Origin of the sequence: Bradyrhizobium sp. 23 (assembly GCF_023073295.1) — a bacterium.
Classification (GTDB): domain Bacteria; phylum Pseudomonadota; class Alphaproteobacteria; order Rhizobiales; family Xanthobacteraceae; genus Bradyrhizobium; species Bradyrhizobium canariense_D.
Genome location: NZ_JADPJF010000151.1, coordinates 508,086 through 533,228, shown reverse-complemented (window position 1 = coordinate 533,228; position 25,143 = coordinate 508,086). Strand labels below are relative to the sequence as shown.

Sequence of the window (25,143 nt, the reverse complement as noted above, 5' to 3'; positions counted from 1 at the left end):
GCACGATCCTTTCGAGACGGCCCCTTCTACAGACGACCAGAAAGCGAATACGACGTGGACATCTACACCATCATCTTCCTGGCGCTGGCGGTCTTCATCTTTCTGAGGCTGCGCAGCGTGCTGGGGCAGCGCACGGGCAACGAGCGGCCGCCGTTCGACCGCAACGCGCTCCAGGGCGCCCAGGACAAGAACGTCGTCACCATGCCGGGCAAGGTCATCGACCAGGCTCCCTTGGCGCCGACGGCCGAGCCGACCCCGCCCTCCGACCGTTGGAAGGGCCTGACCGAGCCGGGCACCGTGCTCGCCCAGGGTCTCGACGCCATCGTCGAAAAGGATTCCACCTTCGATCCGCGGCATTTCATCTCCGGCGCCCGCGGCGCCTATGAGATGATCGTGCTGGCCTTTGCCAATGGCGACCGCCGCGCGCTGCGCGACCTGCTGTCGTCGGAGGTCTATGAAAGCTTCGATGCCGCGATCAAGGAGCGCGAGAAGAACGAGCAGAAGACCGAGACGCGTTTTGTCTCGATCGACAAGGCCGAGCTCGTCGGCGCCGAACTGCGCGACCGCACCGCCCAGCTCACGATCCGCTTCGTCTCGCAGATGATCTCGGCCACCCGGGACAAGGCCGGCAACATCGTCGACGGAAGCGCCGACACGGTCGCCGACATCACCGACATCTGGACTTTCGCCCGCGACATCACTTCTCGCGATCCGAACTGGAAGCTGGTTGGCACCGGAAGCGCGAATTAAGGTTTTCCTGAAGACCAGCGCGACGGCGCTTTGCGCAGGTGCCGTCGCGCTGTCGTCGTTTTCACTCGGCGCTGAGGCGGCGCGGCGCCACTATCGCAGCCATCACCATCATCTCCCGGAATTGCCTGCCGCGCCGCCGCGCGCCTTGCCATATCCGCAGCTTCCCCTGCCGCTCGAAATTCCCGGCGCCCAATATCTGCCGCTGGCCTGGGCCGACGTGAAGGGCTGGGGCGACGACAATCATCTCGCCGCCTACAAGACCTTTCGCGCGAGCTGCCGTCCGATCAACGCGCAGACCGGCGCTCCCGAACCGAAGGCTTTGGGCGCCTCGCTGGGCGAACCCTGCCGGGTCGCCAAATCGCTCGAGCTTACCGACGACGCTCGGGCCAAAACCTTCTTCGAGGAGAATTTTGCGCCGCTGCGGATCTCGCGCCTCGGCGAGCCCGATGGTTTCGTCACCGGCTATTACGAACCGGTGCTGGAGGGATCGCGCACGCAGACCGACGTCTACAATGTCCCGGTCTATCGCCGCCCCTCGAATCTCTTTGTGCGCGGTTACAAGCAGGATTCGGTCAGCCTGCCCAACAAGGGCCCGGTCTATCGCAAGATCGGCCGCCGCAAGCTCGTGCCTTATTACGACCGCGCCGAGATCGAGGACGGCAAGATCGCCGGCCGCGGACTCGAGATTGCCTGGCTGAAGGACCCGACCGATCTGCTGTTCGCCCAGATCCAGGGTTCGGCGCGGATCAAGTTCGACGACGGCGGCACGGTCCGGCTCAACTACGACGCCTATAACGGCTATCCCTATACGGCGGTCGGTCGCATCCTGATCGAGCGCGGCATCATTCCAAAGGAAGAGATGTCGATGCAGAAGATCAGGGAGTGGATGGCGCAGACCCCTGACGGTGCCAAGGAGCTGCGCCGCCAGAACCGCTCCTACATCTTCTTTCGCGAGGTCAATCTATCCGACAAGGAGGAGGCGGTCGGCGCGCAAGGCATTCCGTTGACGGCCGGCCGCTCGATCGCGGTCGACAAATCGCTCCACGTCTACGGCACCCCGTTTTTCATCGAAGGCGAGCTGCCGATCGATTCCGAACGCGCGAAGACGCCGTTCCATCGCTTGATGATCGCGCAGGACACGGGCTCGGCCATCATCGGTCCGGCGCGCGCCGATCTCTATTTCGGCGCGGGTCAGGATGCCGGCCGGGTCTCCGGACGGCTGCGCCATGCCATGCATTTCGTGATGCTGGTGCCGAAGAGCCTCGATCCCACAACGCGCGGCGCGCGGCTCCCGGTGCCGGACCCGCGGCCCTCGGAGAAGATCGCAAAGCTGTTTCCGCAAACGGAGCCTGCGAAGGACAAGCCGCCTGCCGAGCTGCAAAGCAAGAGCGAGACGGTCGCTGTCGCCGGTCCAGTCCCGCTGCCGGTGCCGCGTCCCGTGATCGAGCCAGTTCAGGAGCCGCGGCGGCCGGTGAAAAATCGCTCCCATCGGCAACAATGAAGCGATCGTCCCGTCCGCCCGTGCTGGAGCCTCGTCCCTCGCCGCGCCGTCGCGCGCTGAGTGAGGAAGAGCGCGCGCTGTGGGATACGGTCGCAAAGCAGGTCAAGCCGCTGAGAAAGCATCGTGCGGCGAAGGCGCAAGCTGCACCACGCACCGAGTCTTCGCCTGCAGCGCCCGCCCCCCGGATTGCGCCGTCGCCACGTCCGATTGCCGCTGCCCCGGCACCGCGCGCAGCGAAGCCGGCGGTGCCGCCGCTGGCGCCGCTCGGCAAGCGCGAGCGCACAAAGCTGTCGCGCGGGCGCAGCGAGATCGAGGCGCGGCTCGATCTGCACGGCATGACCCAGATGCGTGCCCACCGCGCGCTGAGCGGCTTCCTGCACCGCGCCCATCATGACGGCCTGACCTTCGTGCTGGTCATCACCGGCAAGGGCCGAAGCGGCGGCGAAAGCGGCGTGCTGCGCCGTCAGGTGCCGGAATGGCTGAGCCTGCCGGAATTCCGGGCCTTCGTCGTCGGATTCGAAGAGGCCGGTATCGGCCATGGCGGCGAGGGCGCGCTCTACGTGCGGATCAGGCGGGCGAGATATTAGAACGGCCGCACGATTCCGACGCGCGGGATCAATGTGACAATCAGGCCGAAGATATTTGTCGTCTGATCTTCCGCCGAAATCAGCGGCGTCTCGCGTGCGGCGGGCAGCATCTTCACCGCGTGCAGGATCAGGAACATGCAGACTGCCCAGTTCGAGATCCAGCGCGAATAGTCGAATACCATCGCGAACATCACGACATAGGCGAGGCTGACGCCGATCAGCGCCGCAATGACGAGGCGGCGATGCGTGTCGCTTGCGAGCGCGCCGATCAAATTCGCAAAATAGCGCCACAGCGGTGTGTGCAGCCAGATCAGCAGCGCGAACACGGGCACGCCGAGGATGTTGTGCGGCAGGCGGCCCCAGGTGTCGGAAATCTCCTTCGCCAACGGCTGATACCAGATGTAGGCAAACTGCAGCAGGTCGGTCCGCGACGGATCGGCCATCCGGCTCTTCAGATCGGCGACGAAATCCGCCTCCGGGACCGGCATCGTTCCCCAAAACTGCGCGGCGAAGAACAGCGCGGAGACGGCCAGCAGGGCCATGATGCCGAACGCGACATTGGTGCGATCGCAGCCATGCGCTAGATAATGCCTGATCACGACGATGGTGATGATGGTCGGCACATACATCAAGAGATGGATGTGGTGGATCAGGACGAGAACGATCGAGAACAGCGCAGCCAGCGCCACGAACAGCAGCGAGCCGGCCGGCACCAGCAGCAGGACGATCGCCAGCGCGCAGCCATAGATGTCGAAATGGCCGAGCGTGTGCATGAAGTTCTTGAGGAAGAACGGCGAGCCCGCGATGAAGACGAACGTCGGCAATGTCTTCGCGGTGAAGCCGAACGTTGTCTGGAATAGTCTTGCGTACAGCCCGAGCGTCACCAGCCATGTAGCGCCGCCGAGCGCGAACACCAGCCATAGCGGCACCTTGTCGGTGAACAGCGCGACGATCGTCCCGATCAGCGCGCGCTTGATGAAGCCAAAATGGTAATCGACGAGGAGGTGGATGTAGGGGACGTAAGGCGGCAGCTGGATCTTGTGAACGAAGACGCCAACGATGATTGCCGCGTTGATCGCGAGCAGCAGGCGCCAGGGGTTTTGCAGGAAGCGTGCGGTCACGCCGCATCCATAGCGCGACCGTCCGGAATTACAAAATGAACCGGCTCAAATCCGCGTTCTTGGCGAGGTCGCCGACGTGCTTCTGCACGAAATCGGCGTCGACCCTGACGGTCTCGCCGCTGCGATCTGGGGCGGTGAAGGAGATCTCGTCCAGCACCCGCTCCATCACGGTCTGCAGCCGCCGCGCGCCGATGTTCTCGACGGTGGAATTCACGGCCACCGCGACGTCCGCAAGCGCGTCGATGGCGTTGTCGGTGATGTCGAGCGTGACGCCTTCGGTCTGCATCAGCGCGACATATTGCTTGATCAGCGAAGCCTCCGGCTCGGTCAGGATGCGGCGCATGTCGTCACGGGTCAGCGCCTGCAGCTCGACGCGGATCGGCAGGCGGCCCTGCAATTCCGGCAGCAAATCGGACGGTTTTGCGACGTGGAAGGCGCCTGAGGCAATGAACAGGATGTGGTCGGTCTTCACCGCGCCGTGCTTGGTCGAGACGGTGGTGCCCTCGATCAGCGGCAGCAGGTCGCGCTGCACGCCCTCGCGCGAGACGTCGCCGCCGGCGCGGCCTTCGCGGGCGCAGATCTTGTCGATCTCGTCCAGGAACACGATGCCGTTGTTCTCGACCGCACTGATCGCCTCCATCGTCAACTGATCGCTGTCGAGCAGCTTGTCGGATTCCTCGTTGATGAGGATCTCGTGCGAGCTCTCCACCGTCAGCCGCCGCGTCTTGCTGCGTCCGCCGAGCTTGCCGAAGATGTCGCCGATCGAAACCGCGCCCATCTGCGCGCCAGGCATGCCCGGGATCTCGAACATCGGAAAGCCGCTGCCGCCGCCTTGCGTCTCGATCTCGATTTCCTTGTCGTTGAGCTCGCCCGCGCGCAGCTTCTTGCGGAAGGAGTCCCGCGTCGCGGCGCTGGAATTGGCGCCGACCAGGGCATCAAGTACGCGCTCCTCAGCGGCGAGCTGCGCACGTGCCTGCACGTCTTTGCGCTTGCGCTCGCGGACCTGAGAAATCGCGACCTCGACGAGATCGCGCACGATCTGCTCGACGTCGCGGCCGACATAGCCGACCTCGGTGAATTTCGTCGCCTCGACCTTCAGGAACGGCGCGTTGGCAAGCTTGGCGAGCCGCCGCGCGATCTCGGTCTTGCCGACCCCGGTCGGGCCGATCATCAGGATGTTCTTCGGCAGCACCTCTTCGCGCAAGGAGCCTTCGAGCTGCTGCCGCCGCCAGCGGTTGCGCAGCGCGATCGAGACGGCGCGCTTGGCATCGGCCTGGCCGACGATGAAACGGTCGAGTTCGGAAACGATTTCGCGGGGGGAGAAGTCTGTCATGGGACCTTAGCTAGGATCAGATGCGGGGCGGGACAAGCCGCTTTTTTTGGCCGTCAGATGATCGGCGGACCCGATTGCCATAGTTTCACGGCCTCGATCGGATGGATCAGCATCAGGATATTGAGCGTCAGATTGTCGCGAATATGCAGCGCCAGCATGATTTCGAAGGCGAGCCCAAGCAGGATGGTCACTGATACAGGCAGCAGGCGCGCTACGAGGAAGCCCAGCATCATGGACAAATTGTCAGAGATCGAATTGACGATGCTGTCGCCGAAATAATCCAGCGAGATCGTGCCGGCGCGGTAGCGTTCGATGATGAAGGGCGAGTTCTCGACGATCTCCCAGGCACCTTCGATCAGAATGGCGATGATCAGGCGGGCGGGCCAGGACAGAGACACGAACGGCAGCCGCGCGAACAGCAGCCAGGTCAGCCCGTAAAACAGGAAGCCGTGCAGGATGTGCGAGAAGGTGTACCAGTCGGCGATGTGCTGCGAATTCTCCGAGCTGTTCACCACGCCATGCCACAGCTTGACATAGCCGCAGGTGCAGATCGGCACCCGGCCCATCGCAAGCAGGATCGAGGCCTGCATCGCCAGCAGCAGCAGCGCGATGCCGACCCAGGCGAGCGGCGGAAACGCGGCCTTGCTCTCATGCGTGGTTGCCAGCGTCATGGCTCGCGCACCATCAGGAGTGCGGGCCCGTCGGGCGTCTCGACCATGCGGTCGCGGACAAAGCCGGCCTTCTCATAGGCGCGCACGGCGCGCGCGTTGAGCGGATCAGGATCAGTGACGATGCGCGGCAGGCCCTGCCGCAACTGCGCGTCGGCGAATTGCCGGATGAATGCCGAACCGTGCCCGCGCGCGATCATGTCGCTTTCGCCGATGAACTGATCGATGCCACGGGTGGCCTCCGGTTGCGGCCCAACACCCGTATTCCAGGCGGTCAGGCGGTAGCATTGAAGATAGCCGAACGGCTTGCCTTCGGCCAACACGATGAACTGGTCCATTGCCGGCTCGCCGAGATCGCCGCTCACGAGCGCGAACTGCTCGTCCGGATCGCCCCACCATTCCCGCACATGCGCTTCGCCCAGCCATCGCCGAATCAGCGGCAGAACGGCCGCGGTCATCGGGCGGAAGGTGTAGGCGAGGGCCATGGCCTACCCGGCCGACAGCGCTTCGATGGTCACATTGCGGTTGGTGTAGACGCAGATATCGGCGGCGATGTCGAGGGAGCGGCGGACGATGGTCTCGGCGTCCTTGTCGGTGTCGAGTAGGGCGCGGGCGGCCGCCAGCGCGTAATTCCCGCCGGAGCCGATCGCCATGACGCCGGCTTCGGGCTCCAACACGTCGCCGGTGCCTGTCAGCACCAGGGAGACGTCCTTGTCGGCGACGATCATCATGGCCTCCAGCCGCCGCAAATAACGGTCGGTGCGCCAGTCCTTGGCGAGCTCGACGGCGGCCCGGGTCAATTGCCCCGGATATTGCTCGAGTTTGGCTTCCAGACGCTCGAACAGCGTGAAGGCGTCGGCGGTGGCGCCGGCAAAGCCGCCGATGACGTCGCCCTTGCCGAGTTTCCGGACCTTCCTGGCGTTGTGCTTGATCACGGTCTGGCCGATCGAGACCTGGCCGTCGCCGCCGACCACCACCTTGCCGCCCTTGCGGACCGTCAAAATCGTGGTGCCGTGCCAGCCCGGCGAGCTGTTTGGGGAGTCCTGCATGAATGATCCTCGTTGACCGGGCTGATTTAGGCGGTCGGGAGCGGGGGCACAACGGGCCGCTCCGGGCCCAATTTGCTCACCATAGGCAGAAGTAGAGGCCCGGCCAGCCGTTGCCGCAGTAGCGAAGGCGTCATTTGGCTGTTAAAAGACCGGCGTTTTCGGCCCGAACTAGGATGGAAGCGTGTTTTGATGCGCACCGCGACGATCAAGCGCAAGACCAAGGAAACCGACATCGAGGTCACCGTGAACCTCGATGGCTCCGGCGTGTCCAATATCGCGACCGGCATCGGCTTTTTCGACCATATGCTCGATCTCCTCGCCCGCCATTCCCGCATTGACCTCACGGTCAAGGCGGTCGGCGATTTGCACATCGATCATCACCATACCACCGAAGACACCGGCATCGCGCTCGGCCAGGCCGTCAAGCAGGCGCTCGGCAACATGGCGGGCATCACCCGCTATGCCGGCGTGCACATGCCCATGGACGAGACGCTGTCACGCGTGGTCATCGACATCTCGGGCCGCCCGGTCCTGGTGTTCAAGGTCGACTTCCCCCGCGACAAGATCGGCGAGTTCGACACCGAATTGGTGCGCGAGTGGTTCCAGGCCTTCGCCATGAACGCCGGCGTGACTCTTCACGTCGAGACCCTATATGGCGATAACAGCCACCATATCGCCGAGTCCTGCTTCAAGGGTCTGGCACGGGCGCTGCGCACCGCCGTCGCGATCGATCCGAAGGCGGTGGGCGAAATCCCGTCCACCAAGGGCTCGCTCGGCGGCTGACATCTTTCGGCCCGCGGCCCGCGCCGTTTGCGGTATCACTGAATTCCTAGGGAACGGGGCATCGCCATGTCCGTCTACACAGTTCATGCTCCCTCCCCCGCAGGATCCGATCTGCGCGCGACCGACAAGTTCGTCTTCGTGCGCGACGGCTTCCATTTCTGGGCGATGATCTTCGGACCGCTCTGGCTGCTGTGGAATCGGCTGTGGCTGGCGCTGATCGGCTGGGTGATCTTCGTTGCCGCCTTCAACGTCGGGCTGTCCAGCCTCGGTGTCGGCCGTTCGTCGATCTTTTTCGCCGACATCATCGTCGCGCTGCTGATGGGATTCGAGGCCTCCAGCCTGCGCCGCTGGACGCTCTCGCGCGGTAAATGGCGACAGCTCGACGTGGTGATTTCCGACGACGAGGACACCGCCGAGCGCCGCTTCTTCGAGCGCTGGAGCCAGAAGCAGCGCGGCATCGTCAACGATCAATGGGCCGTCGATCGCGGTGGCCCGCCGCCGACCCGCAACGTGCCGGGTCAGCAATTCTCCAACCCGCCGCCAATGCCGGCAGGTGGCATCATTGGTTTGTTTCCAGAACCGGGAGGGTCAAGATGAGCGTCGCCATCATCGATTACGGTTCCGGCAATCTGCATTCGGCCGCCAAGGCGTTCGAGCGCGCCGCGCGCGGCATGGACAACCCGCAAAAGGTGTTCGTCACCAGCGATCCAGACCAGGCCTACAGCGCCGACCGTCTGGTACTGCCGGGCGTCGGTGCCTTCGCTGATTGCCGGCGCGGGCTCGATGCCGTCAACGGCATGGTCGAGGCGATCACCGAAGCGGTGCGCGTCAAGGCGCGGCCGATGTTCGGCATCTGCGTCGGCATGCAGCTGTTCGCCACCCGCGGCAAGGAGCATGTGATCACGCAAGGGCTGAACTGGATCGGCGGCGACGTCGAGAAGATCACGCCGAACGACGAGAGGCTGAAGATCCCGCACATGGGATGGAATACGCTCGATGTGCTGCGCGAGCATCCGGTGCTGGACAGGCTGCCGCTCGGCCCCAAGGGCCAGCACGCTTATTTCGTGCACTCCTACCACCTCAACGCCACCAACGAGGCGGACGTGCTCGCGCGCGCCGATTACGGCGGGCCCGTCACCGCGATCGTCGGCAAGGACACCGCGATCGGGACGCAGTTTCACCCCGAGAAGAGCCAGCGCTTCGGCCTCGCCCTGATCTCGAATTTTTTGCGATGGAAACCGTGATTCTCTTTCCCGCGATCGACCTCAAGAACGGCCAATGCGTGCGCCTCGAACAGGGCGACATGGCGCGCGCGACCGTGTTCAACCTCAATCCCGCTGCGCAGGCGGCGAGCTTCGTCGCGCAAGGCTTTGAGTATCTCCACGTCGTCGACCTCGACGGCGCGTTTGCCGGGAAGCCTGTGAACGCGCAGGCCGTCGAGGCGATGCTGAAGACGATCACGATTCCGGTGCAGCTCGGTGGCGGCATTCGCGATCTCGCGACTGTCGAAGCCTGGCTCGAAAAGGGCATCACCCGCGTCATCATCGGCACCGCCGCGGTGCGCGACCCCGAATTGGTGAAGGCTGCCGCCAGGAAATTCCCCGGCCGCGTCGCGGTCGGGCTCGATGCACGTGGCGGCAAGGTCGCGGTCGAAGGCTGGGCCGAGACCTCGCAGGTGACGGTGCTGGAGATCGCACGGCGTTTCGAGGATGCCGGCGTTGCCGCCATCATCTTCACCGACATCGCGCGCGACGGCCTGCTCAAAGGCTTGAATCTCGATGCGACCATTGCGCTGGCGGATGCGATCTCGATTCCCGTGATCGCCTCCGGCGGCCTCGCCTCGATCGAGGACGTCAAGGCGATGCTGACGCCGCGCGCGAAAAAACTCGCCGGCGCGATCGCCGGCCGCGCGCTCTATGACGGCCGGCTCGATCCTGCGTCCGCCCTCGCCCTGATCCGTAACGCAGGCGCTGCCTAGGAGACCTCCGATGTTCAAGGTGCGCGTGATCCCCTGCCTCGACGTCAAGGACGGCCGGGTCGTCAAGGGCGTCAACTTCGTCGATTTGCGCGATGCCGGTGACCCCGTCGAAGCGGCGATCGCCTATGACGCCGCCGGCGCGGACGAACTTACGTTTCTCGACATCACCGCGACCCATGAGAATCGCGGCATCATGCTGGACGTGGTCCAGCGCACCGCGGAAGCCTGCTTCATGCCCCTCACCGTCGGCGGCGGCGTGCGTGAGGTGAACGACATCAAGACCCTGCTGCGCGCCGGTGCGGACAAGGTCTCGATCAACAGCGCCGCGGTGTCGCGGCGCGAGTTCGTCAAGGAAGCCGCCGAGAAATTCGGCGGGCAGTGCGTGGTGGTCGCGATCGACGCCAAGCGGGTCAAGCGCGCCGGTGGCGGAGAGCGCTGGGAGATATTCACGCATGGCGGCCGCAACTCGACCGGCATCGATGCCATCGAATATGCCCAGGAAGTGGTCTCGCTCGGTGCCGGTGAAATCCTGCTCACCTCGATGGACCGCGACGGCACGCGGCAGGGTTTTGACATCCCGCTGACCCGGGCGATCGCCGACAGCATTCCCGTTCCTGTGATCGCCTCGGGCGGCGTCGGCAATCTCGATCACCTCGTCGACGGTATTCGCGACGGCCACGCCACCGCCGTGCTGGCCGCCTCGATCTTCCATTTCGGGGAATTCACCATCCGCGAAGCCAAGGAGCACATGTCCCGGCGCGGGCTGCCCATGCGCCTCGATGCCTGACGACTCCCGTTCCTAAAAATGCTAAATCATCGGCGGGAACCGGCTTATCCCGTCAGAAACCGGCCAATCATCGGCCAAGGCGCGTTTTCCGAGTATTTGTATGCCGCGTTTCACCATCCACGATCTGGCCGAGACCATCGACGCCCGCGCGGCAGCGGGTGGCGAGGCGTCCTATACCCGCAAGCTCCTCGACAAGGGCGCCGAACATTGCGCCAAAAAGTTCGGTGAGGAGGCAGTCGAAACCGTAATCGCAGCAGTCGAAAACGATCGCGCGCATCTGATCGCCGAAGGCGCCGACCTGCTCTATCATTTCCTTGTGCTGCTCAAGGCCCGCGGCGTAAAGCTGGAAGAGGTCGAGGCCGCATTGGACAAGCGGACCAATATGTCAGGGTTGGAAGAAAAGGCGTCGCGTAAGGGCGGCAGCTAGCCGAGGTGGAGAGTCGCGTCATGGATATCCGCGCACCCGAGCAGCAGTATAATCCGTACCGCGTCTATACGCGCGAGGAGTGGTCGCGACTGCGCGACGACACGCCGATGACGCTGGAGCCGGGCGAGTTCGACCGGCTACGCTCGCTGCACGACCGCCTCGATTTGCAGGAGGTCGAGGACATCTACCTGCCGCTGTCGCGCCTGCTGTCGATTTATGTCGATGCGATGCAGCGGCTTTATTACGCGGAGCGCCAGTTCCTCAACATCCGCGACCGCAAGATGCCCTACATCATCGGCGTCGCCGGTTCGGTCGCGGTTGGAAAATCCACCACGGCCCGCGTGCTTCAGGCGCTGCTGGCGCGCTGGTCGCCGCGTCCCAAGGTCGAGCTGATCACCACCGACGGATTTCTGTATCCCAACGCCGTGCTGGAGCGGCAGGGCATCATGCAGAAGAAGGGCTTTCCGGAGAGCTACGACCTGCCGCTGCTGCTCAGCTTCCTCTCCGACATCAAGGCCGGCCGCCGCCATGTGCGCGCGCCGGTCTATTCGCATTTGACCTACGACATCGTGCCGAACCAGTGGGCCGAGATCGACCAGCCCGACATCCTGATCGTCGAGGGCGTCAACGTGCTGCAGACCGGCAAGCTGCCGCGTGACGGCAAGGCCGTGCCCGTGGTGTCCGACTTCTTCGATTTCTCGGTCTATATCGACGCGGACGAGGCGGCGCTGCGGCAGTGGTACATCAGGCGCTTCCTGTCGCTGCGCGACACCGCGTTCACCAATCCAAAATCCTACTTCAATCGCTACGCGCTGTTGTCGGACGAGGAAGCCACCGCCACCGCGATCGCGATCTGGGAACGCACCAACCTCGCAAATCTCGAGGACAACATCCTGCCGACTCGTCCCCGCGCGACCCTGATCCTGAAGAAGGGCGCCGATCACACGGTGGCGAGCGTGGCGCTCAGGCGGCTGTAGCAGCCTTGATGGACGGCGCCCTTTGTCAAATTTCGGGCTGAGTATCTTTTGTTGCAGACCGGCGAGGGGTATTTGGTTATGGCTTTCGGAAACGCAAACGGGCCCCATGGTTGATCGTCTCAGAAGCGCCGCCGAGCATCTCGAAGCACCGACCTGCCCGGACTGCCATATCGAGATGAAGTGGTTCCGCTCCGAACTGCTCGCGGACGAGCCGACCCCGATCATCGCGCATCTCTTCGTGTGTCCGCATTGCAAGCGCGCCGCCCAGGTAGACACCATGTTCAGGGGAGGCCAGGCGCCGCATGACAAGCTGTCTGCGCCGCGGTTTATGGCTTATGCCGCATAACGGTTCATCCCGTCGGAGCGCGCAGTGATGCCGGGCTCCCGGCCTGCTCCGCACCCAAGCTGACGTGCGTCGCCGGCAGGTGGCTCACTTGCCTGCCTTCGCGATCCAATCCGCAGGCTTGATGCGTCCTGCAAAGGTTGCGGGACCCGAGCCGCCGGCCTTGTAGACGAAGGCTTCACCTTCCTGCACGTCCCCGGCCTCCTTGCCGAAGGCATCGGCGATGTTGGTCTTGTGGGTGACCAGGAAGGTGTTTGTGCCGGCCTTGGGCGGCGCATCGACGAACTGCCGCACGGCCTGGCCCGCCTTTGCATTTGCACCGGTCGGATTTGCCATGCCCGAGGCACTCGCGTTACTGCTGTCCGTCAATGCGTCGACCGGCTTGATCTCGCGGCCGGAGATCAGTCTGCCGGCCTCGATCGCGCGGTTCAGCCGGCTGGTGTAGACGTCGCCGATCGGGATCGCGAGTTCCTTGATGGCCGTCCCGATCTGGCGCGCCATGTCCCGGCCCTTTTCACTGAGCTGACGCTGGGCGCTCATGTCGTCGAATTTGAAAGGGTAGACATCCTTTTGGCTGTCGTCGGTAGCGGTGTGGCGAAACACCAGCACGTAGCCGCCTTGCTTGAGCGAGGCGATCAGTTGCGAGCTATCGGCCGCGGCGGCTTGAGTGGAACCACAGAGAAGGATCACGAAAGCGAGGCGGCAAAGCACGTTCATGCGAAATCCTCTGTTTAAATGCCCCAGAGGATGGTGACGTGCGACGCGGTCGATTTCAATTGTCGATTACCGGCCGAGATCAGGTTCCTATGAAATCCGAATCAAACCGCGAGCTGCCGCGCCGCCGCCAGTCCGGCCAGCGCCTCTTCCAGCTTCTCGCGATCGAGCGGCTTGATCAGAAACCCGTTCATGCCCGCTTCAAAGCAGGCGTAGCGATCTTCCACCAGCGTATTGGCGGTGAGCGCGAGGATCGGCGTGTGATGGCCGCCTCTAGCTGCCTCATGCGCACGGATTCGCTTTGTCGTTTCGATGCCGTCAAGCTGCGGCATCTGGATGTCCATCAGCACGAGATCATAGGGCGTGCCGGCCGATGCCGCGCCGAGCCAGGATTCCAGCGCGGCCTCGCCATTGATCGCGATGACGACGCGGTGGCCGAGTTTCGTCAGCAGCGAGCGCATCAACAGCGCGTTGATCTCGTTGTCCTCGGCGACGAGAACCGACAGGCCTTTCGCCGGTACCGCGGCGGTGGATGGGGCCGAGGGCTCCGGCGCGAGATCGGGCGAGGCGACCTCCGGGGGTAGCGTGAGGCGTGCGGCGAGCGAGGCCGCGCGCAGCGGCTTCACCAGGAAGCCCGTGAAGGCCGGCGAAAGTTTCTCGTGGCGCGAGCCGGACGTCAGCAGCACGAGGCGTTGCGTCGCATGACTGCGTGCGGCTTCGCCGAGGCGGTCGGCGGTGGCAGCGCCGAGCGCGCGATCGATCAGGACCGAATGCCATGAGCGTTCCGGCAGCAGCGCTTCCGCCACCGCGACGTCCGTCACCATGCAGGTCTGGCCGCCCCAGCGCTCCAGCCGGCGCGCGATCAAGGAGGCCTCGATGCCGTCGGCGATCAGCAGGATCGACTTGCCGGTGAGATCGGGGACGGGGAACGCCGTCTGTTCTGCGCCAGCGTGCGCTGGCGCGAGCGGAATCGCGACCTCGAAGGTCGAACCCTTGCCCGGCTCGCTCGTGAGCGTGATGCGGCCGCCCATGCGCTTGACGATGCGCTCGCTGATGGCGAGACCGAGGCCGGTGCCGCCATAGGTGCGGGCGACGCGTTCGTCGGCCTGCTCGAATTCGCGGAAGATGCGCTGTTGCGCGTCGGCTGCGATGCCGATGCCGGTGTCGCGCACCAGAAAACTGATCTCGTTCGGCCAGATGCCGAGCTCGACGATCAGCGCGACGCCGCCGCTCGCAGTGAACTTGATGGCGTTGCCGGCGAGGTTGAGCAGCACCTGGCGCAGCCGCGCGGCGTCGCCGACCACTTCGAGCGGCAGCCGCTCGTCGACATAGGCGGCGATCTCGAGCTGCTTCGCCTGCGCGCGCGGCGCGAGCAGCTCGGTGATGTCCTCGATCAGGGCCGAGAGCGAAAAGGGACGCTGCTCGAGATCGAGCTTGCCGGCTTCGATCTTGGAATAGTCGAGCAACTCCTCGATCAGCGCCATCAGCGCTTCGCCGGAGGTCTTCACGGCCTTGGCGTAGGTCGACTGCTCAGGCGTCAGCGTGGTGTCGAGCAGCAGCCCGCCCATACCGATGATGCCGTTCAGCGGCGTGCGGATCTCGTGCGACGCCATCGCCAGGAAGCGCGATTTGGCCCGGTTGGCGGCGTCGGCCTGATCGCGGGCGTCGGACAGCGCGCGCTCGGTCTCGGTGCGGTCGGTGACGTCGCGTCCGACGCTCTGCAATTCGGCGGGCTGGCCGGCGTCGAGGCGAACATAGCCTTCGCGCCAGGCGATCCAGCGCGCGCCGAGCGGGGTTGTGATCTTCTGGTCGTGAATGCGCGTGCCGTTGCTCTCGCGGGCGCTGTCGCCCTGCTCCAGCACGGCGAAATCAAAGCGCGTGCCGACCAGCGCGCCGCGCGCCTGTCCGGCAAGCGCGCAATAGGCGTCGTTGGCGAAGGTGATGCAGCCATTTGTGTCGCGCAGCACGATCAGATCGCCCTGCTGTTCGAACAGGCTGCGGGCGCGTTCTTCCGCTTCCTTCAGCTCCCAATTGCGGTCGATCAGCGTTTCGTTGTGGGCAGCCAGCGCCCGCATCCGCTTGTTGACGAAGCGCAGGCGCATGCTGAGCGTGGCGAGGCCGAGGCAGGCGAGCGCGAACAGGAAGCTGACGCCGATCGCAAATGCATTGGGATCGTAGCCGGACGTCTCGGACCGGCTGCCGGAGACAAACCCATAGGCGCCGCCGAAGGTCGCCGAGAAGATCATGAAGGAGCGGATCGCAAAGGCGATTCGGGGGTGCTGTCGCCTGAAGCGGCGCATGCGCACCTTGATCCGGAACGTCCGACCCATCGCCACCGACCCGACTGTTTTCTTAAAACGCTACGCTCGCTGTAAACGACGATGTGCCGCCGACCTTGCGAACAGTTTGAGGCCCTGCGACCGCCTCCAAACAGGGTTGACGAGGCGTTAACGGCGCAAAGCGACGCGGCTCAAAGCGAGGCGGCCTGGAGACGGCGGTGGCCGCCGCGGGCGCCGACGATCAGCGCCGCCGCCTCGCGCTGCGAGAAGGTTTTCGAGCGCACATAGACACGGTAATCCGCCGGCCCCTCGGTGGAGAGATAGATCACCTGACCGCCGTCGACGGGCTGCGCGGCAATCGAGATCAGGCGAGTCGAGGGGTTGGCCTGGCAGGACTCCGATTCCGAGCCGAGGCCGTCGTCGACGACGGCGAAGTCGGCCGCGTCCGCATCCTCGGTGATCTGAACCCGCACCGTGGCGCGCGCGGGATCATCGGTGAAGGCGACATGCACGCCGGCGGTCCAGAACAGCGACGTCAGCTCGACCGAGGTGTCGCCGAGGGCGATGCAGGGATGCGAGACCGATCCGATCTCGCTTCGGGCAAACACCGCGGCCGCCAACAGGGGAACAACCGACGCCAGGATCTTGAAACGCAACATGACGCGCTACTCGCCGGGCCCGGTACGGGGAACTGATGGGCCTTATGGTTTGCAGAGCGTAAAGGAAACTCGTTACCGCCGGGTTGATGCCGGTATCCGGGGATGAGGATCTCAGTCGGTCAGGCGCTTCTGTTCGTTTTTCGCTCGACTTCAGTGAGAACCAAATAGCTGTTTTTGCCGAAGCTGATCGCCCACAGCGCCGCCCAGGCACCCCACCTGTTCCTGACCTCGATCTCGACGGTTTGGCCGGGAGTGGTGCGAACGACGAGCGGCTGGCTCCTGCCCCAATCAATGGTCGCCTCGATCGTGCAGGCGCCGGCCGGCAGCGTGATCTCCAACACGCCGTTGCGCGCAAGCTTCCCAACGCTGGTCCCGTTGACCCACAGCTCGTATGACCTCAGCCAATCAGCGTATTGGGACGCACGAACAAATCTGATGGTGCAGGCATTGGCGTCGGTCATAGCTTCACTCTCGGGGAACGTGCTGTTCGTCAGGAAGATGCCGCGGGCGTATCGGTCAGGCGATCTGGCGCACATCCTCCGCGAGTGCGCGGTAGGACAAGGCCTCGGCGAGATGCAGCCGGCCGATCCTGTCCGCATGATCGAGATCGGCCAGCGTGCGCGCCACCCGCAACACGCGGTGATAGCCGCGCGCCGACAGCCGCATGGTCTCGGCGGCGTCGCGCAGCAGCTTCTGGCCTTGCGCATCCGGTTTGGCAATCTCCTCCAGCACCGAGGCCGGCGCTTCGGCATTGGTGCGAACCTTCGGCAGGCCGGCGTCCGCGTAGCGGGCGAGCTGGATATCCCGCGCCGCCGCCACGCGCGCGGCGACTTCGGCCGAGCCCTCTGCGGGCGGCGGCAGGATCAAATCGGCCGCGGTCACCGCGGGAACCTCGATGCGCAAATCGATGCGGTCCATCAGCGGCCCCGAGATGCGGGCCTGGTAGTCGCCCGTGCAGCGATCGATGCGGCCGCGCTTGCAGGCATAGCCGGGCTCGAACGCATTGCCGCAGCGGCAGGGATTCATCGCCGCGACCAGCATGAAGCGTGCGGGATAGGTGACGCGGTGATTGGCGCGGGACACCGAGACCTCGCCGTTCTCCAGCGGCTGGCGCAGCGAATCCAGCACGCGCGGATCGAATTCGGGGAGCTCGTCGAGGAACAGCACGCCCTGATGCGCGAGCGAGATCTCGCCGGGCCGGGCGCGCATGCCGCCGCCGGTGAGCGCAGCCATGCTGGCGGAATGATGCGGCGAGCGAAACGGCCGCCGCGCCGTCAGTGCGCCGCCCTCGATCTCGCCGGCAACAGAGGCGATCATCGAGACCTCGAGCAACTCGCCCGGTGACAGCGGCGGCAGGATCGAGGGCAGGCGTGCCGCCAGCATCGATTTGCCGGCGCCGGGCGCGCCGATCATCAGCAGGTGATGGCCGCCGGCGGCCGCGATCTCCAGCGCCCGCTTGGCGCTCTCCTGGCCCTTGATGTCGCGCAGGTCGAGCGGCGAGCTTGCTGCTTCATGCACCTTCGGCACAGGCCGCGACAGCACCTGCGTTCCCTTGAAATGGTTGGCTATCTGGATCAGCGAACTTGCGGCGATGATCTGGATGTCCGGGCTCGCCCATGCCGCTTCCGAGCCGCAAGCCGCCGGACAAATCAGCCCCTCCTCGCGCACATTGGCGCCGATCGCGGCGGGAAGAACACCGGCCACCGGCGCGATCGATCCGTCGAGGCCAAGCTCGCCCAGAACGGTGAAGCCGGACAGCGCATCCGGAGGGATCGCGCCGATCGCCCCCATCAGGCCGAGCGCGATCGGCAGGTCATAATGGCTGCCCTCCTTGGGCAAATCGGCGGGCGCGAGATTGACGGTGATCCGCCGCGCCGGCAGCGCCAGCCCCGAGGCGATCAGCGCCGAGCGGACCCGCTCGCGCGCCTCCGACACCGCCTTGTCCGGGAGACCGACGATCGCGAAGGCCGGCAGACCGGGCGCGACCTGCACCTGCACGTCGACCGCGCGGGCCTCGATCCCCTCAAAGGCGACGGTAGAAACCCGCTGAACCATGCCCGAACCAGCCTGCCCTTTTGCACAATTAGGGGTAGCAGAGCGGGCCAATTCTTGCAAGAACAATACAGGAACGGGTCGAGGGGCGCCGGAAGGTCCTAACCAATCGTAAACACGACGAAGACACTACGCCTCGAATGCAAGCTGCTCTGCTCAGCACATTCCAACGAATGTCCGCTACTCCTAGGGGTGCGGGATGGGCCGTGGTCTAACGGGTGAACAATTCAAATGCTTGCAAATCGCCGGAGAAGCGAACGACGGATGTGCACGCGGCTCGCCAAGATTCATTTTGGCGCGGGTTCGCTGCCGCGGGACTGCACGATCACGGATATTTCGGATGGCGGCGTGAAAGTCGTGGCGGAATTTCTGGAAGTGCCGCCGCAATTCACCATCATCTTCGCGCCCGACTATTCCCGGCAGTGCCGCCTGCGCTGGCGCATCGGCTGCGAGTTCGGCGCTGAATTCACCGACTGAGCTTTCGGAAGCGCCCCGCCTTAACGGGACTTTAGCGTTAATCGGTAAGCATCTCTGATCAGTCGCCGAGTGATCAGAGTATGTCCAAGCGTTTGTCCGTCGCCTCTCTTCCGGCGAGATATCTGTTTTCCGCGCTTCTGATCCTGGCCCTCGGCGGCTGTCAGACAACCGGCATCGAGGACATCACCGGCGCGCTCGGCGGAAAGTCGGACACGGCTGGCAGGGCCGAGGCCAAGCCGGACGTGAAGCCGGACATGGATGCGCTGCGCGAGCGCTATCGCGCCAAGCCTGGCGATCCCAACGTCGCGCTCGAATACGGCAAGGCGTTGCGCCAGACCGGCCAGCGCGCGCAGGCGCTCGCGGTGCTGGAGCAGGCCGTGCTCGCCCATTCCAGCAACAAGGCGCTGCTCGCCGGCTACGGCCGTGCGCTCGCCGACAGCGGCAGTTTCCAGCAGGCGTTCGACGTCCTCGGCCGCGCGCATTCGCCCGAGGATCCCGACTGGCATATCCTGTCGGCGCAAGGCGCCGCGCTCGATCAGCTCGGTCGCAACGAGGAGGCGCAGCAATATTACGCCGCCGCGCTGAAGATCGTGCCGGACGAGCCGTCGGTGCTGTCCAATCTCGGACTGTCCTACATGCTGCAGAACAATCTGCCGCGGGCTGAGGAAACGATGCGCCGGGCGCACGAGCGCAATCCCGCCGATTTCCGCGTGCGCGCCAATCTCGCGCTCGTGCTGGGACTCGAAGGAAAGCAGGCCGAGGCCGAAGCCATCGTGAAGGCGGACCTGCCGCCGGATCAGGCGGCGGCCAAGGTCACGGCGCTGCGGCAGTTGCTGGTGAAGAAGCAGCAGCGGGCGGAGAAGTAACTCGCTCGCGCGCGTCAGGATGCCGTGTCAGGAAGCCTTGGTCCGAACGCCTTGCTCAGAACGCCTTGCTCAGGATGCCTTGCGATGCGGGGCTGACCCGCGACCCGACCTGCCCTTCAGCTTCTTCAGCAGCGGCCCGAGCAGCGAGCGCTTCGGCTTCTTCACTTCGCCCCGCCCGGCGAGGCGGTTCGCCATGTTCTGGAACAGCTCGGTGGTGCGGTGGCTCTTGGAGACCTCCGCGATCATCTGGCCGTTGTTGGCCGCGGTCGAGAACAGCTTCGAATCGAACGGGATCACCGCGATCGGCTGGCTCTCCATGGTCTTGGCGAAGGCCTTGACCTCGATCTCCGCCCGCTTGGGCATGCCGACCTGGTTGATGCAGTAGAGCGGCGGCCGGTCGTTCGGCCGCGCCGCCTTCAAGACGTTCAGCATGTTCTTGGTGTTGCGCAGGTTCGCAAGATCGGGCTCGGCCACGATGACGATGTCGTCCGCGTTGACCAGCGCGCGACGGGTCCAGCCCGACCATTGATGGGGAACATCGAGCACGATGCAGGGCGTGGTCATGCGCAGCGTGTCGAACACCGCGTCAAAGGCCTCCGCGCCGAAATCGTAGACGCGGTCAAGGGTGGCGGGCGCAGCAAGCAGGCTGAGACGCTCGGTGCATTTGGAGAGCAGACGCTCTATCAGGGCCGTGTCCGGCCGATCCTGCGACAGCACCGCATTGGCGATGCCTTGCACCGGGTCCTGGTTGTAGTCGAGACCCGCGGTGCCGAAGGCGAGGTCGAGATCGATCACGACGGAATCGAGCGCGAGGTCGCGGGCGATGGTCCAGGCCACATTGTGCGCGACGGTGGAGGCACCGACACCGCCCTTGGCCCCGACCACCGCGATGACGCGGCCGGTGATGATGGTTTCGGACGCCGAGAACAGGCTGCAGATCGAGCGGACGACGTCGAGCGTTTCGACCGGTCCCACCACATAGTCGTTGACGCCGCGGCGGACCAACTCGCGATAGGGCGCGCTGTCGTTGGGATTGCCGATCACGACCACACGGGTGCCGGGATCGCAGACGCCGGCGAGGTCGTCGAGGCCCTCGAGGATGTCGCGGGTGCCGTCGGATTCGATCACGATAACGTTCGGCGTCGGCATCGTTTCATAGACTTCGATTGCCGCCGCGAGGCCACCGTCCTTGGCCGTGAGATGCGCCTTGGCGAGACGGCGATCCTGCCCGGCCGCGGTCACCGCGGCGAGCGTCTGCGCGGTCTCGCAAAAGGCTTGCACGGAGATGCGAGGAACCGGCGCAATGTGTTCCTCGGGGTGCTGCGGATCGTCCGCTTCTTCGTCGTGGACGCGTGTCATCTGCCTGTATCGCTGAGTTTGGCCTTGTCGGCGTCTGGATTGCTGCTCGCGATCGGCGTGCCCTTGCGATAGCGCTCGAAGGCCATGTCACGCCGTGCGTTATAGACCGGCGTCTCGGACCGCGGCTGCTCCAGGTCGGCCGGATTGTCGATCATGGCCGCGAGGTTGCGCTGGCTGGCGCAGCCCAGATTGAAATAGGGCCGGTTCTCGTTGTAGCCGGGGTCGAGGATGGAGGGGCCGATATCTTCCGGCCACAGCCCGCAGGGGCCGGCGACCGCGGCGATCCGGGAATAGCTCAGGCGGATGGTGGGCAGCAGCCCTGGATCCTCGGGCCGATAGGGATGCTGGACGATGGCACGCGATGGCACGCCGACGGATGCGAGCACGGAACGGATCTCGTGATAGGTCGCCGCCGCCGCGCGCGAATTCGCCGCGTTGACCGGGACGTCGACCACGACCGAGCCGGTGCCTTCGCGCACCCAGTCCCGGGCAATGCCGGCGACGTCCGCGTGCTGCGCGGCCGAGAGGCCGCCGCGAGCCTTGCCGACGAAGATCACGATCGACTTCTTGGCTTCCTCGACCGCGATCGGGTGACGCTGGCGATAGTCGGTCGGCACCGTCTGGGTGACGATCTCGCCGGTGGTGTTGCAGGCGCCCAGCATGACGGAGAGCCCCGTCAGTGCCAGCGCGACGCTCAACCCGCGACGTCGATCGGCCATGGTCTTCGTCATCGCTTCATCCCCTCGTGCCCCGTCTCTTGCCCCGTTCCCCAACCTGTCCGTTCGTCGTCAGTCGATGATGAAGCCGAAATCGCCGGGCGTGCCCGCGATCGGATCGACGCGGCGCGCGACGCCATAGAGGCGGTTCATGCGACCGAGCAGCGCCGTCTGGGCGTCAGACGCCGGGGCGAAGCCGTCGTCGGGGCGGGACAGCTCCTTCTGAGCCACCGCGCGCACCACATAGGGCGTCACGATCACCATCAGCTCGGTTTCGTTGTTGACGAAGTCCTGGCTGCGGAACAGCGCGCCGATGATCGGCACCTGGTCGACGCCGGGCAGGCCGTTGATCGCCTGTTTGGTCTGCTGCTGGATCAGGCCGGCCATGGCCATCGAGCCGCCCGAGGGAATTTCCAGCGTCGTTTCGGCGCGGCGGGTCTGGATCGAGGGGATGGTGATCGAGTTGGTCGAGCTCGACGACAGCGCCTGGGTCACCGTGATGGCGCTTTGGTTCGACAGCTCGGACACCTCGGTCATCACCCGCAGGCTGATCCGTCCCTCGCTCAGCACGACCGGGGTGAAGTTCAGGGAGATGCCGAACTTCTTGTAGGTGATCTGGGTGGTGCAAACGTGGGTGACGGGATCGCAGGCATAGCCCGAGGGAATGGGGAATTCGCCGCCGGCGATGAAGGTGGCGGATTCGCCGGAGATCGCGGTCAGGCTCGGCTCGGCGAGCGTGCGCATGACACCGGCACTTTCCATCGCGCGCATCGTGGCGCTGACGGTCGCGAAGCCTTTGGTGAGACCGGCGACACCTAATCCGTTGTTGCTGACGATCGGTCCGCCGCTGACCGAGAACGGGTTGGAATTGTTGAAGTTCACCACCGCGGTGCCGGCGTTCAGACTGGCGCTGAGATCGACGCCCAACTGCTTGACGATATCGCGGCGCACTTCGCCGACGACGACCTTGAGCATCACCTGGTCGCGGCCGCGCACGATGATGTTATTGACCACCTTGTCGGAGCCGCCGACCAGTTTCGCGGCGACGTCGCCGGCCTGCTGGGCCTCGACCGGGCTCGATACCGAGCCTGTCAGCATCACGCTGTCGCCGACGCCTTCGATCTGCACGCCCGGCAGCGACTGGCGCAGCGCCGTGCGCATGCCGTTGAGATCGCGCTTCACCGCGATATCGTAGGCGGCGACCTGCTGGCCGTCTGCGGCGAAGAACACGACGTTGGTCTGGCCGACCTGTCCGCCGATGATATAGGCGCGTTGGGCCGAGCGGATCACGGCATTGGCGATCTTGGGATCGGCGACCAGCACGTCCTTGACGTCGCGCGGCAGGTCGATGACGGCGGACTTGCCGACGCCGAGCGACAGGAAGCGCGTCTTCGCCGGCGCGATCGTCCCGACCGGCGAAACATCGAGATCGGCTGCCTGCATCGGCGCCTGGTCGCCGACCGGCGCATCTGCGGCGCTGACGACATCGGGGGCTGCGAGGAGCCCCAGGGTCAGCATCGTCCCCGTCCAGAACGAGCGCGCGCGATTCCCCCGAATGCGCATGCCCGTCCGATCATCCCCGTAGTTCATCATGTCCCCATCACTTCTGTGACGTCAGTTGCCGCGCCTGTACGCCGTAGCGGATCACGTTGACCCCGCCGGACCGCTTGCTCGCCTGGTCCTCGGGCGTGCTGTCGACCGAGTTGGCATCGACGATGCTGCGCAGCGCGAGTGTCAGCGTGCCGCCCTGGCGCGCTGCCGATAGCGCGGCGACCTGGTCGGGTTTAAGCTCGAGCGTGACGGTCCTGCCGACGACGGCGTTCTGGCCGTCCTTTTCCTTCGGCGCCTGGTCGATCGCGAGCACGCGGATATTGGTCAGGATCGCTTCGGATAGGATGAGGTCGTTACCGGCGGCCCCGTCAGGATTCTTCAGGCGGCGGGTCAGCATGATGTCGACGCGGTCATTCGGCAGGATGAAGCCGCCGGCGGCAGTCTCGGCTGAAATCTCGGTGGAGACGGCGCGCATGCCCGACGGCAGGATCGCGGCCATGAAGCCGGAGCCGTCGGCCCTGACCAGCTTCTGCTCGCGGATTGGCTCGCCCTGCATCAACGGCACGCGTGCGATCGAGCCTGCAATCTGGATCTGCGCCTCGGGCCTGTTGTCGCGGCGGATGAAGGCGCTGCTCGCGGTCGCCGCCGGCCAGAGCTGCCATTGCAGGTCCTCGGGCTTCACGGCTTGACCGAGCTGGATGTCGTTCTTGGCGACCAGGACCTCGACCGTCGGCAGCTTCTCGGCGACGGGGAGAACGGGCGCGGGCTTGTTGTCATAGCCGCTCGCCAGATACGCAGCGACGCCGCCGGCGCCCAGTGCGATGACGAGAACGACAATGCGTGCGGTGTTCATACGCTTCTACTCTACGCGGGGCACTCGAACCGCACCTGGCGGGCTCCCCGACATCGATGAGTAGGCAGCAAAAGTATAAGCGGTGTTGCGAGGCCGAATGTGATCGACGGCCGCGCTGTGGTCTTTCGGCAGATGGTGAACGTCGCGTTAGCCGGTCGGCCACCGGCCCCGTAGTTTCACGCAGTGCGGCCACTGCGTTCGAATGATGCGCGCGGCGTCATGGTGAATGGGTGGTTAGTGGTGTGTGGGGTGATGCCGCGCATGCATTACGTAGCCTGGATGGAGCGAAGCGCAATCCGGGGCCGCTGAACATGATGTGGCATCCCGGATTTCGCTGCGCTCCATCCGGGCTACGGGCCGGCGGCTACTTCGCGCGCTTTTGCTCGATCACGTCCCAGAGCTTTGCGGCAACGTCCGGTCCGCCGAGCCGCGCGATGGCGCGGATGCCGGTCGGCGAGGTCACGTTGATCTCGGTGAGGTTGCCGTTGATGACGTCGATGCCGACGAACAACAGCCCGCGCTCGCGCAGCGCCGGGCCGACGGTAGCGCAGATCTCGCGCTCGCGCGGCGTGAGCTCGGTCTCCTGCGCAGCGCCGCCGCGCACCATGTTGGAGCGGAGGTCGTCGGCGGCCGGGACACGATTCACCGCGCCCGCGAACTCGCCGTTGATCAGGATGATGCGCTTGTCGCCGTGCTTCACCTCGGGGATGAACTGCTGGATCACCCAGGCTTCCTTGAATGTCACCGAGAACATGTCGAACAGCGAGCCGAAATTCATGTCCTGCGGCATCACGCGGAACACCGCAGCGCCGCCATGGCCGTGCAGCGGCTTCATGACGACGGCGCCATGCCTGTCGCGAAAGGCGTTGATCTCGTCGAGATCGCGCGAGATCAGCGTCGGCGGCATCAGCTGCGGGAAGTTCATCACGAACAGCTTTTCCGGCGCGTTGCGCACCGATGCGGGGTCATTGACGACGAGTGTCTTCGGATGGATGCGTTCGAGAAGGTGCGTCGAGGTGATGTAGGCGAGGTCGAACGGCGGATCCTGGCGCAGCAACACCACGTCGAAGCTGTTGAGCGCCTCGCGCCTGGGTTCGCCCAGGGTGAAATGATTGCCGGGCTCGTCGCGCACGGTGAGCAGCTGAACCGGAGCGACGATTTCCTCGCCGACCATCGAGAGCTTGTCGGGCGTGTAATAGGACAGGCCGTGGCCGCGCTTCTGCGCCTCCAGGAGCAGCGCAAAGGTGGAATCGCCCTTGATGTTGATGCGGGCGATGGGGTCCATCTGGACGGCGACGTTCAGTTTCATGGTC

28 protein-coding genes are annotated in these 25,143 nt (G+C 65.1%); 13 read left to right on the top strand and 15 right to left on the bottom strand.

All coding sequences use genetic code 11. The features are described from left to right. The first annotated feature begins 54 nt into the window (after positions 1 to 54). From IVB32_RS39595 to IVB32_RS39585, 3 genes are read left to right on the top strand one after another with little or no spacing between them, the layout of a single operon-like run. Complete coding sequence (locus tag IVB32_RS39595) at positions 55 to 750, top strand: Tim44/TimA family putative adaptor protein (protein WP_007604067.1); 696 nt, start codon at positions 55 to 57, stop codon at positions 748 to 750. Then, complete coding sequence (locus tag IVB32_RS39590; RefSeq protein ID WP_018459636.1) at positions 728 to 2,251, top strand: MltA domain-containing protein; 1,524 nt, start codon at positions 728 to 730, stop codon at positions 2,249 to 2,251. The genes IVB32_RS39595 and IVB32_RS39590 overlap by 23 nt, the downstream gene beginning before the upstream one ends. Beyond that, positions 2,248 to 2,838, top strand: coding sequence for a Smr/MutS family protein (locus IVB32_RS39585; protein WP_018459635.1), 591 nt, complete (start codon positions 2,248 to 2,250; stop codon positions 2,836 to 2,838). The genes IVB32_RS39590 and IVB32_RS39585 overlap by 4 nt, the downstream gene beginning before the upstream one ends. Here IVB32_RS39585 and IVB32_RS39580 read toward each other — a convergent pair. The 5 genes from IVB32_RS39580 to hslV are packed head-to-tail and all read right to left on the bottom strand — an operon-like array spanning position 2,835 to position 7,009. Further along, complete coding sequence (locus tag IVB32_RS39580; RefSeq protein ID WP_018459634.1) at positions 2,835 to 3,959, bottom strand: hypothetical protein; 1,125 nt, start codon at positions 3,957 to 3,959, stop codon at positions 2,835 to 2,837. The genes IVB32_RS39585 and IVB32_RS39580 overlap by 4 nt on opposite strands. 28 nt (positions 3,960 to 3,987) lie before the next feature. Beyond that, positions 3,988 to 5,292, bottom strand: coding sequence for an ATP-dependent protease ATPase subunit HslU (hslU, locus tag IVB32_RS39575; RefSeq protein ID WP_018459633.1), 1,305 nt, complete (start codon positions 5,290 to 5,292; stop codon positions 3,988 to 3,990). Positions 5,293 to 5,345: 53 nt separating this feature from the next. Next, positions 5,346 to 5,963 carry a DUF2585 domain-containing protein gene (locus IVB32_RS39570; protein ID WP_018459632.1) on the bottom strand — a complete coding sequence of 206 codons (618 nt, stop codon included), beginning with the start codon at positions 5,961 to 5,963 and terminating at the stop codon, positions 5,346 to 5,348. Next, entirely contained in the window at positions 5,960 to 6,445 is a 486-nt protein-coding gene (locus IVB32_RS39565; protein ID WP_018459631.1) for a GNAT family N-acetyltransferase, read from the bottom strand. The genes IVB32_RS39570 and IVB32_RS39565 overlap by 4 nt, the downstream gene beginning before the upstream one ends. A 3-nt stretch (positions 6,446 to 6,448) precedes the next feature. Next, a complete protein-coding gene (gene hslV, locus IVB32_RS39560) occupies positions 6,449 to 7,009 on the bottom strand; it encodes an ATP-dependent protease subunit HslV (RefSeq protein ID WP_018459630.1) in 561 nt (186 codons plus the stop codon). A 189-nt stretch (positions 7,010 to 7,198) separates the two neighbouring features. On the opposite strand from hslV, the gene hisB reads away from it, so the two are divergent. From hisB to IVB32_RS39520, 8 genes are all read left to right on the top strand, one after another. Beyond that, complete coding sequence (gene hisB / locus IVB32_RS39555; protein WP_007604059.1) at positions 7,199 to 7,792, top strand: imidazoleglycerol-phosphate dehydratase HisB; 594 nt, start codon at positions 7,199 to 7,201, stop codon at positions 7,790 to 7,792. Between the two features lie 66 nt (positions 7,793 to 7,858). Further along, entirely contained in the window at positions 7,859 to 8,389 is a 531-nt protein-coding gene (locus IVB32_RS39550) for a DUF2628 domain-containing protein (protein WP_018459629.1), read from the top strand. Continuing rightward, the gene (gene hisH, locus IVB32_RS39545; RefSeq protein WP_018459628.1) at positions 8,386 to 9,036 is read left to right on the top strand and encodes an imidazole glycerol phosphate synthase subunit HisH; all 651 of its coding nucleotides are present in this window, start codon (positions 8,386 to 8,388) and stop codon (positions 9,034 to 9,036) included. Before IVB32_RS39550 ends, hisH begins: the two co-directional genes overlap by 4 nt. Continuing rightward, a complete protein-coding gene (gene hisA, locus IVB32_RS39540; RefSeq protein WP_018459627.1) occupies positions 9,024 to 9,770 on the top strand; it encodes a 1-(5-phosphoribosyl)-5-[(5-phosphoribosylamino)methylideneamino]imidazole-4-carboxamide isomerase in 747 nt (248 codons plus the stop codon). Before hisH ends, hisA begins: the two co-directional genes overlap by 13 nt. 10 nt (positions 9,771 to 9,780) lie before the next feature. Then, the gene (gene hisF / locus IVB32_RS39535) at positions 9,781 to 10,557 is read left to right on the top strand and encodes an imidazole glycerol phosphate synthase subunit HisF (protein ID WP_018459626.1); all 777 of its coding nucleotides are present in this window, start codon (positions 9,781 to 9,783) and stop codon (positions 10,555 to 10,557) included. A gap of 100 nt (positions 10,558 to 10,657) precedes the next feature. Further along, a complete protein-coding gene (locus IVB32_RS39530) occupies positions 10,658 to 10,984 on the top strand; it encodes a phosphoribosyl-ATP diphosphatase (RefSeq protein ID WP_007598445.1) in 327 nt (108 codons plus the stop codon). A gap of 20 nt (positions 10,985 to 11,004) precedes the next feature. Continuing rightward, positions 11,005 to 11,961: a type I pantothenate kinase gene (gene coaA, locus IVB32_RS39525; protein ID WP_007598451.1), complete on the top strand. Its 957-nt coding sequence runs from the start codon at positions 11,005 to 11,007 to the stop codon at positions 11,959 to 11,961. Positions 11,962 to 12,067: 106 nt separating this feature from the next. Next, positions 12,068 to 12,307: a hypothetical protein gene (locus IVB32_RS39520; protein ID WP_018459625.1), complete on the top strand. Its 240-nt coding sequence runs from the start codon at positions 12,068 to 12,070 to the stop codon at positions 12,305 to 12,307. Between the two features lie 84 nt (positions 12,308 to 12,391). Here IVB32_RS39520 and IVB32_RS39515 read toward each other — a convergent pair whose 3' ends face one another. The 5 genes from IVB32_RS39515 to IVB32_RS39495 all read right to left on the bottom strand — a co-directional run bounded on the left by IVB32_RS39515 (position 12,392) and on the right by IVB32_RS39495 (position 18,011). Continuing rightward, on the bottom strand, positions 12,392 to 13,021 hold the full coding sequence (locus IVB32_RS39515; RefSeq protein ID WP_018459624.1) for a histidine phosphatase family protein: 630 nt from the start codon (positions 13,019 to 13,021) through the stop codon (positions 12,392 to 12,394). Positions 13,022 to 13,122: 101 nt separating this feature from the next. Continuing rightward, the gene (locus tag IVB32_RS39510; protein WP_018459623.1) at positions 13,123 to 15,348 is read right to left on the bottom strand and encodes a PAS domain-containing hybrid sensor histidine kinase/response regulator; all 2,226 of its coding nucleotides are present in this window, start codon (positions 15,346 to 15,348) and stop codon (positions 13,123 to 13,125) included. Positions 15,349 to 15,488: 140 nt separating this feature from the next. Beyond that, positions 15,489 to 15,956 (bottom strand): hypothetical protein, encoded by a 468-nt coding sequence (locus tag IVB32_RS39505; protein ID WP_085349256.1) that lies wholly within the window; start codon positions 15,954 to 15,956, stop codon positions 15,489 to 15,491. Between the two features lie 119 nt (positions 15,957 to 16,075). Further along, on the bottom strand, positions 16,076 to 16,294 hold the full coding sequence (locus IVB32_RS39500; protein ID WP_247413107.1) for a hypothetical protein: 219 nt from the start codon (positions 16,292 to 16,294) through the stop codon (positions 16,076 to 16,078). 178 nt (positions 16,295 to 16,472) lie between these two features. Beyond that, positions 16,473 to 18,011: a YifB family Mg chelatase-like AAA ATPase gene (locus tag IVB32_RS39495; RefSeq protein WP_085359551.1), complete on the bottom strand. Its 1,539-nt coding sequence runs from the start codon at positions 18,009 to 18,011 to the stop codon at positions 16,473 to 16,475. A gap of 228 nt (positions 18,012 to 18,239) precedes the next feature. On the opposite strand from IVB32_RS39495, the gene IVB32_RS39490 reads away from it, so the two are divergent. Together IVB32_RS39490 and IVB32_RS39485 are read left to right on the top strand one after the other, a co-directional pair. Continuing rightward, the gene (locus IVB32_RS39490; RefSeq protein WP_007598461.1) at positions 18,240 to 18,485 is read left to right on the top strand and encodes a PilZ domain-containing protein; all 246 of its coding nucleotides are present in this window, start codon (positions 18,240 to 18,242) and stop codon (positions 18,483 to 18,485) included. An 80-nt stretch (positions 18,486 to 18,565) separates the two neighbouring features. Beyond that, complete coding sequence (locus IVB32_RS39485) at positions 18,566 to 19,351, top strand: tetratricopeptide repeat protein (protein ID WP_018459619.1); 786 nt, start codon at positions 18,566 to 18,568, stop codon at positions 19,349 to 19,351. A gap of 69 nt (positions 19,352 to 19,420) precedes the next feature. On the opposite strand, the gene IVB32_RS39480 is transcribed toward IVB32_RS39485, so the two are convergent. From IVB32_RS39480 to gshB, 5 genes are all read right to left on the bottom strand, one after another. Continuing rightward, positions 19,421 to 20,710 carry an AAA family ATPase gene (locus tag IVB32_RS39480; protein ID WP_247370593.1) on the bottom strand — a complete coding sequence of 430 codons (1,290 nt, stop codon included), beginning with the start codon at positions 20,708 to 20,710 and terminating at the stop codon, positions 19,421 to 19,423. Further along, complete coding sequence (locus IVB32_RS39475; protein ID WP_018459617.1) at positions 20,707 to 21,441, bottom strand: pilus assembly protein CpaD; 735 nt, start codon at positions 21,439 to 21,441, stop codon at positions 20,707 to 20,709. The genes IVB32_RS39480 and IVB32_RS39475 overlap by 4 nt, the downstream gene beginning before the upstream one ends. Before the next feature lie 57 nt (positions 21,442 to 21,498). Then, complete coding sequence (locus IVB32_RS39470; protein ID WP_026233853.1) at positions 21,499 to 23,016, bottom strand: type II and III secretion system protein family protein; 1,518 nt, start codon at positions 23,014 to 23,016, stop codon at positions 21,499 to 21,501. Positions 23,017 to 23,026: 10 nt separating this feature from the next. Then, a complete protein-coding gene (gene cpaB / locus IVB32_RS39465; RefSeq protein ID WP_018459615.1) occupies positions 23,027 to 23,830 on the bottom strand; it encodes a Flp pilus assembly protein CpaB in 804 nt (267 codons plus the stop codon). 364 nt (positions 23,831 to 24,194) lie between these two features. Next, complete coding sequence (gene gshB, locus IVB32_RS39460; RefSeq protein ID WP_018459614.1) at positions 24,195 to 25,139, bottom strand: glutathione synthase; 945 nt, start codon at positions 25,137 to 25,139, stop codon at positions 24,195 to 24,197. Positions 25,140 to 25,143: the final 4 nt, after the last annotated feature.

What these genes read in the sequence shown, in the direction of transcription:
- IVB32_RS39495 (WP_085359551.1), bottom strand. Translation starts at nt 18,011, where the DNA reads ATGGTTCAGCGGGTTTCTACCGTCGCCTTTGAGGGGATCGAGGCCCGC.
- hslV (WP_018459630.1), bottom strand. Translation starts at nt 7,009, where the DNA reads ATGCAGGACTCCCCAAACAGCTCGCCGGGCTGGCACGGCACCACGATT.
- IVB32_RS39475 (WP_018459617.1), bottom strand. Translation starts at nt 21,441, where the DNA reads ATGACGAAGACCATGGCCGATCGACGTCGCGGGTTGAGCGTCGCGCTG.
- IVB32_RS39565 (WP_018459631.1), bottom strand. Translation starts at nt 6,445, where the DNA reads ATGGCCCTCGCCTACACCTTCCGCCCGATGACCGCGGCCGTTCTGCCG.
- coaA (WP_007598451.1), top strand. Translation starts at nt 11,005, where the DNA reads ATGGATATCCGCGCACCCGAGCAGCAGTATAATCCGTACCGCGTCTAT.
- IVB32_RS39485 (WP_018459619.1), top strand. Translation starts at nt 18,566, where the DNA reads ATGTCCAAGCGTTTGTCCGTCGCCTCTCTTCCGGCGAGATATCTGTTT.
- hisF (WP_018459626.1), top strand. Translation starts at nt 9,781, where the DNA reads ATGTTCAAGGTGCGCGTGATCCCCTGCCTCGACGTCAAGGACGGCCGG.
- hisB (WP_007604059.1), top strand. Translation starts at nt 7,199, where the DNA reads ATGCGCACCGCGACGATCAAGCGCAAGACCAAGGAAACCGACATCGAG.
- IVB32_RS39550 (WP_018459629.1), top strand. Translation starts at nt 7,859, where the DNA reads ATGTCCGTCTACACAGTTCATGCTCCCTCCCCCGCAGGATCCGATCTG.
- IVB32_RS39510 (WP_018459623.1), bottom strand. Translation starts at nt 15,348, where the DNA reads ATGGGTCGGACGTTCCGGATCAAGGTGCGCATGCGCCGCTTCAGGCGA.
- gshB (WP_018459614.1), bottom strand. Translation starts at nt 25,139, where the DNA reads ATGAAACTGAACGTCGCCGTCCAGATGGACCCCATCGCCCGCATCAAC.
- cpaB (WP_018459615.1), bottom strand. Translation starts at nt 23,830, where the DNA reads ATGAACACCGCACGCATTGTCGTTCTCGTCATCGCACTGGGCGCCGGC.
- IVB32_RS39530 (WP_007598445.1), top strand. Translation starts at nt 10,658, where the DNA reads ATGCCGCGTTTCACCATCCACGATCTGGCCGAGACCATCGACGCCCGC.
- IVB32_RS39585 (WP_018459635.1), top strand. Translation starts at nt 2,248, where the DNA reads ATGAAGCGATCGTCCCGTCCGCCCGTGCTGGAGCCTCGTCCCTCGCCG.
- IVB32_RS39490 (WP_007598461.1), top strand. Translation starts at nt 18,240, where the DNA reads ATGCTTGCAAATCGCCGGAGAAGCGAACGACGGATGTGCACGCGGCTC.
- IVB32_RS39505 (WP_085349256.1), bottom strand. Translation starts at nt 15,956, where the DNA reads ATGTTGCGTTTCAAGATCCTGGCGTCGGTTGTTCCCCTGTTGGCGGCC.
- hisA (WP_018459627.1), top strand. Translation starts at nt 9,024, where the DNA reads ATGGAAACCGTGATTCTCTTTCCCGCGATCGACCTCAAGAACGGCCAA.
- IVB32_RS39515 (WP_018459624.1), bottom strand. Translation starts at nt 13,021, where the DNA reads ATGAACGTGCTTTGCCGCCTCGCTTTCGTGATCCTTCTCTGTGGTTCC.
- IVB32_RS39470 (WP_026233853.1), bottom strand. Translation starts at nt 23,016, where the DNA reads ATGAACTACGGGGATGATCGGACGGGCATGCGCATTCGGGGGAATCGC.
- IVB32_RS39520 (WP_018459625.1), top strand. Translation starts at nt 12,068, where the DNA reads ATGGTTGATCGTCTCAGAAGCGCCGCCGAGCATCTCGAAGCACCGACC.
- IVB32_RS39480 (WP_247370593.1), bottom strand. Translation starts at nt 20,710, where the DNA reads ATGACACGCGTCCACGACGAAGAAGCGGACGATCCGCAGCACCCCGAG.
- IVB32_RS39570 (WP_018459632.1), bottom strand. Translation starts at nt 5,963, where the DNA reads ATGACGCTGGCAACCACGCATGAGAGCAAGGCCGCGTTTCCGCCGCTC.
- hisH (WP_018459628.1), top strand. Translation starts at nt 8,386, where the DNA reads ATGAGCGTCGCCATCATCGATTACGGTTCCGGCAATCTGCATTCGGCC.
- hslU (WP_018459633.1), bottom strand. Translation starts at nt 5,292, where the DNA reads ATGACAGACTTCTCCCCCCGCGAAATCGTTTCCGAACTCGACCGTTTC.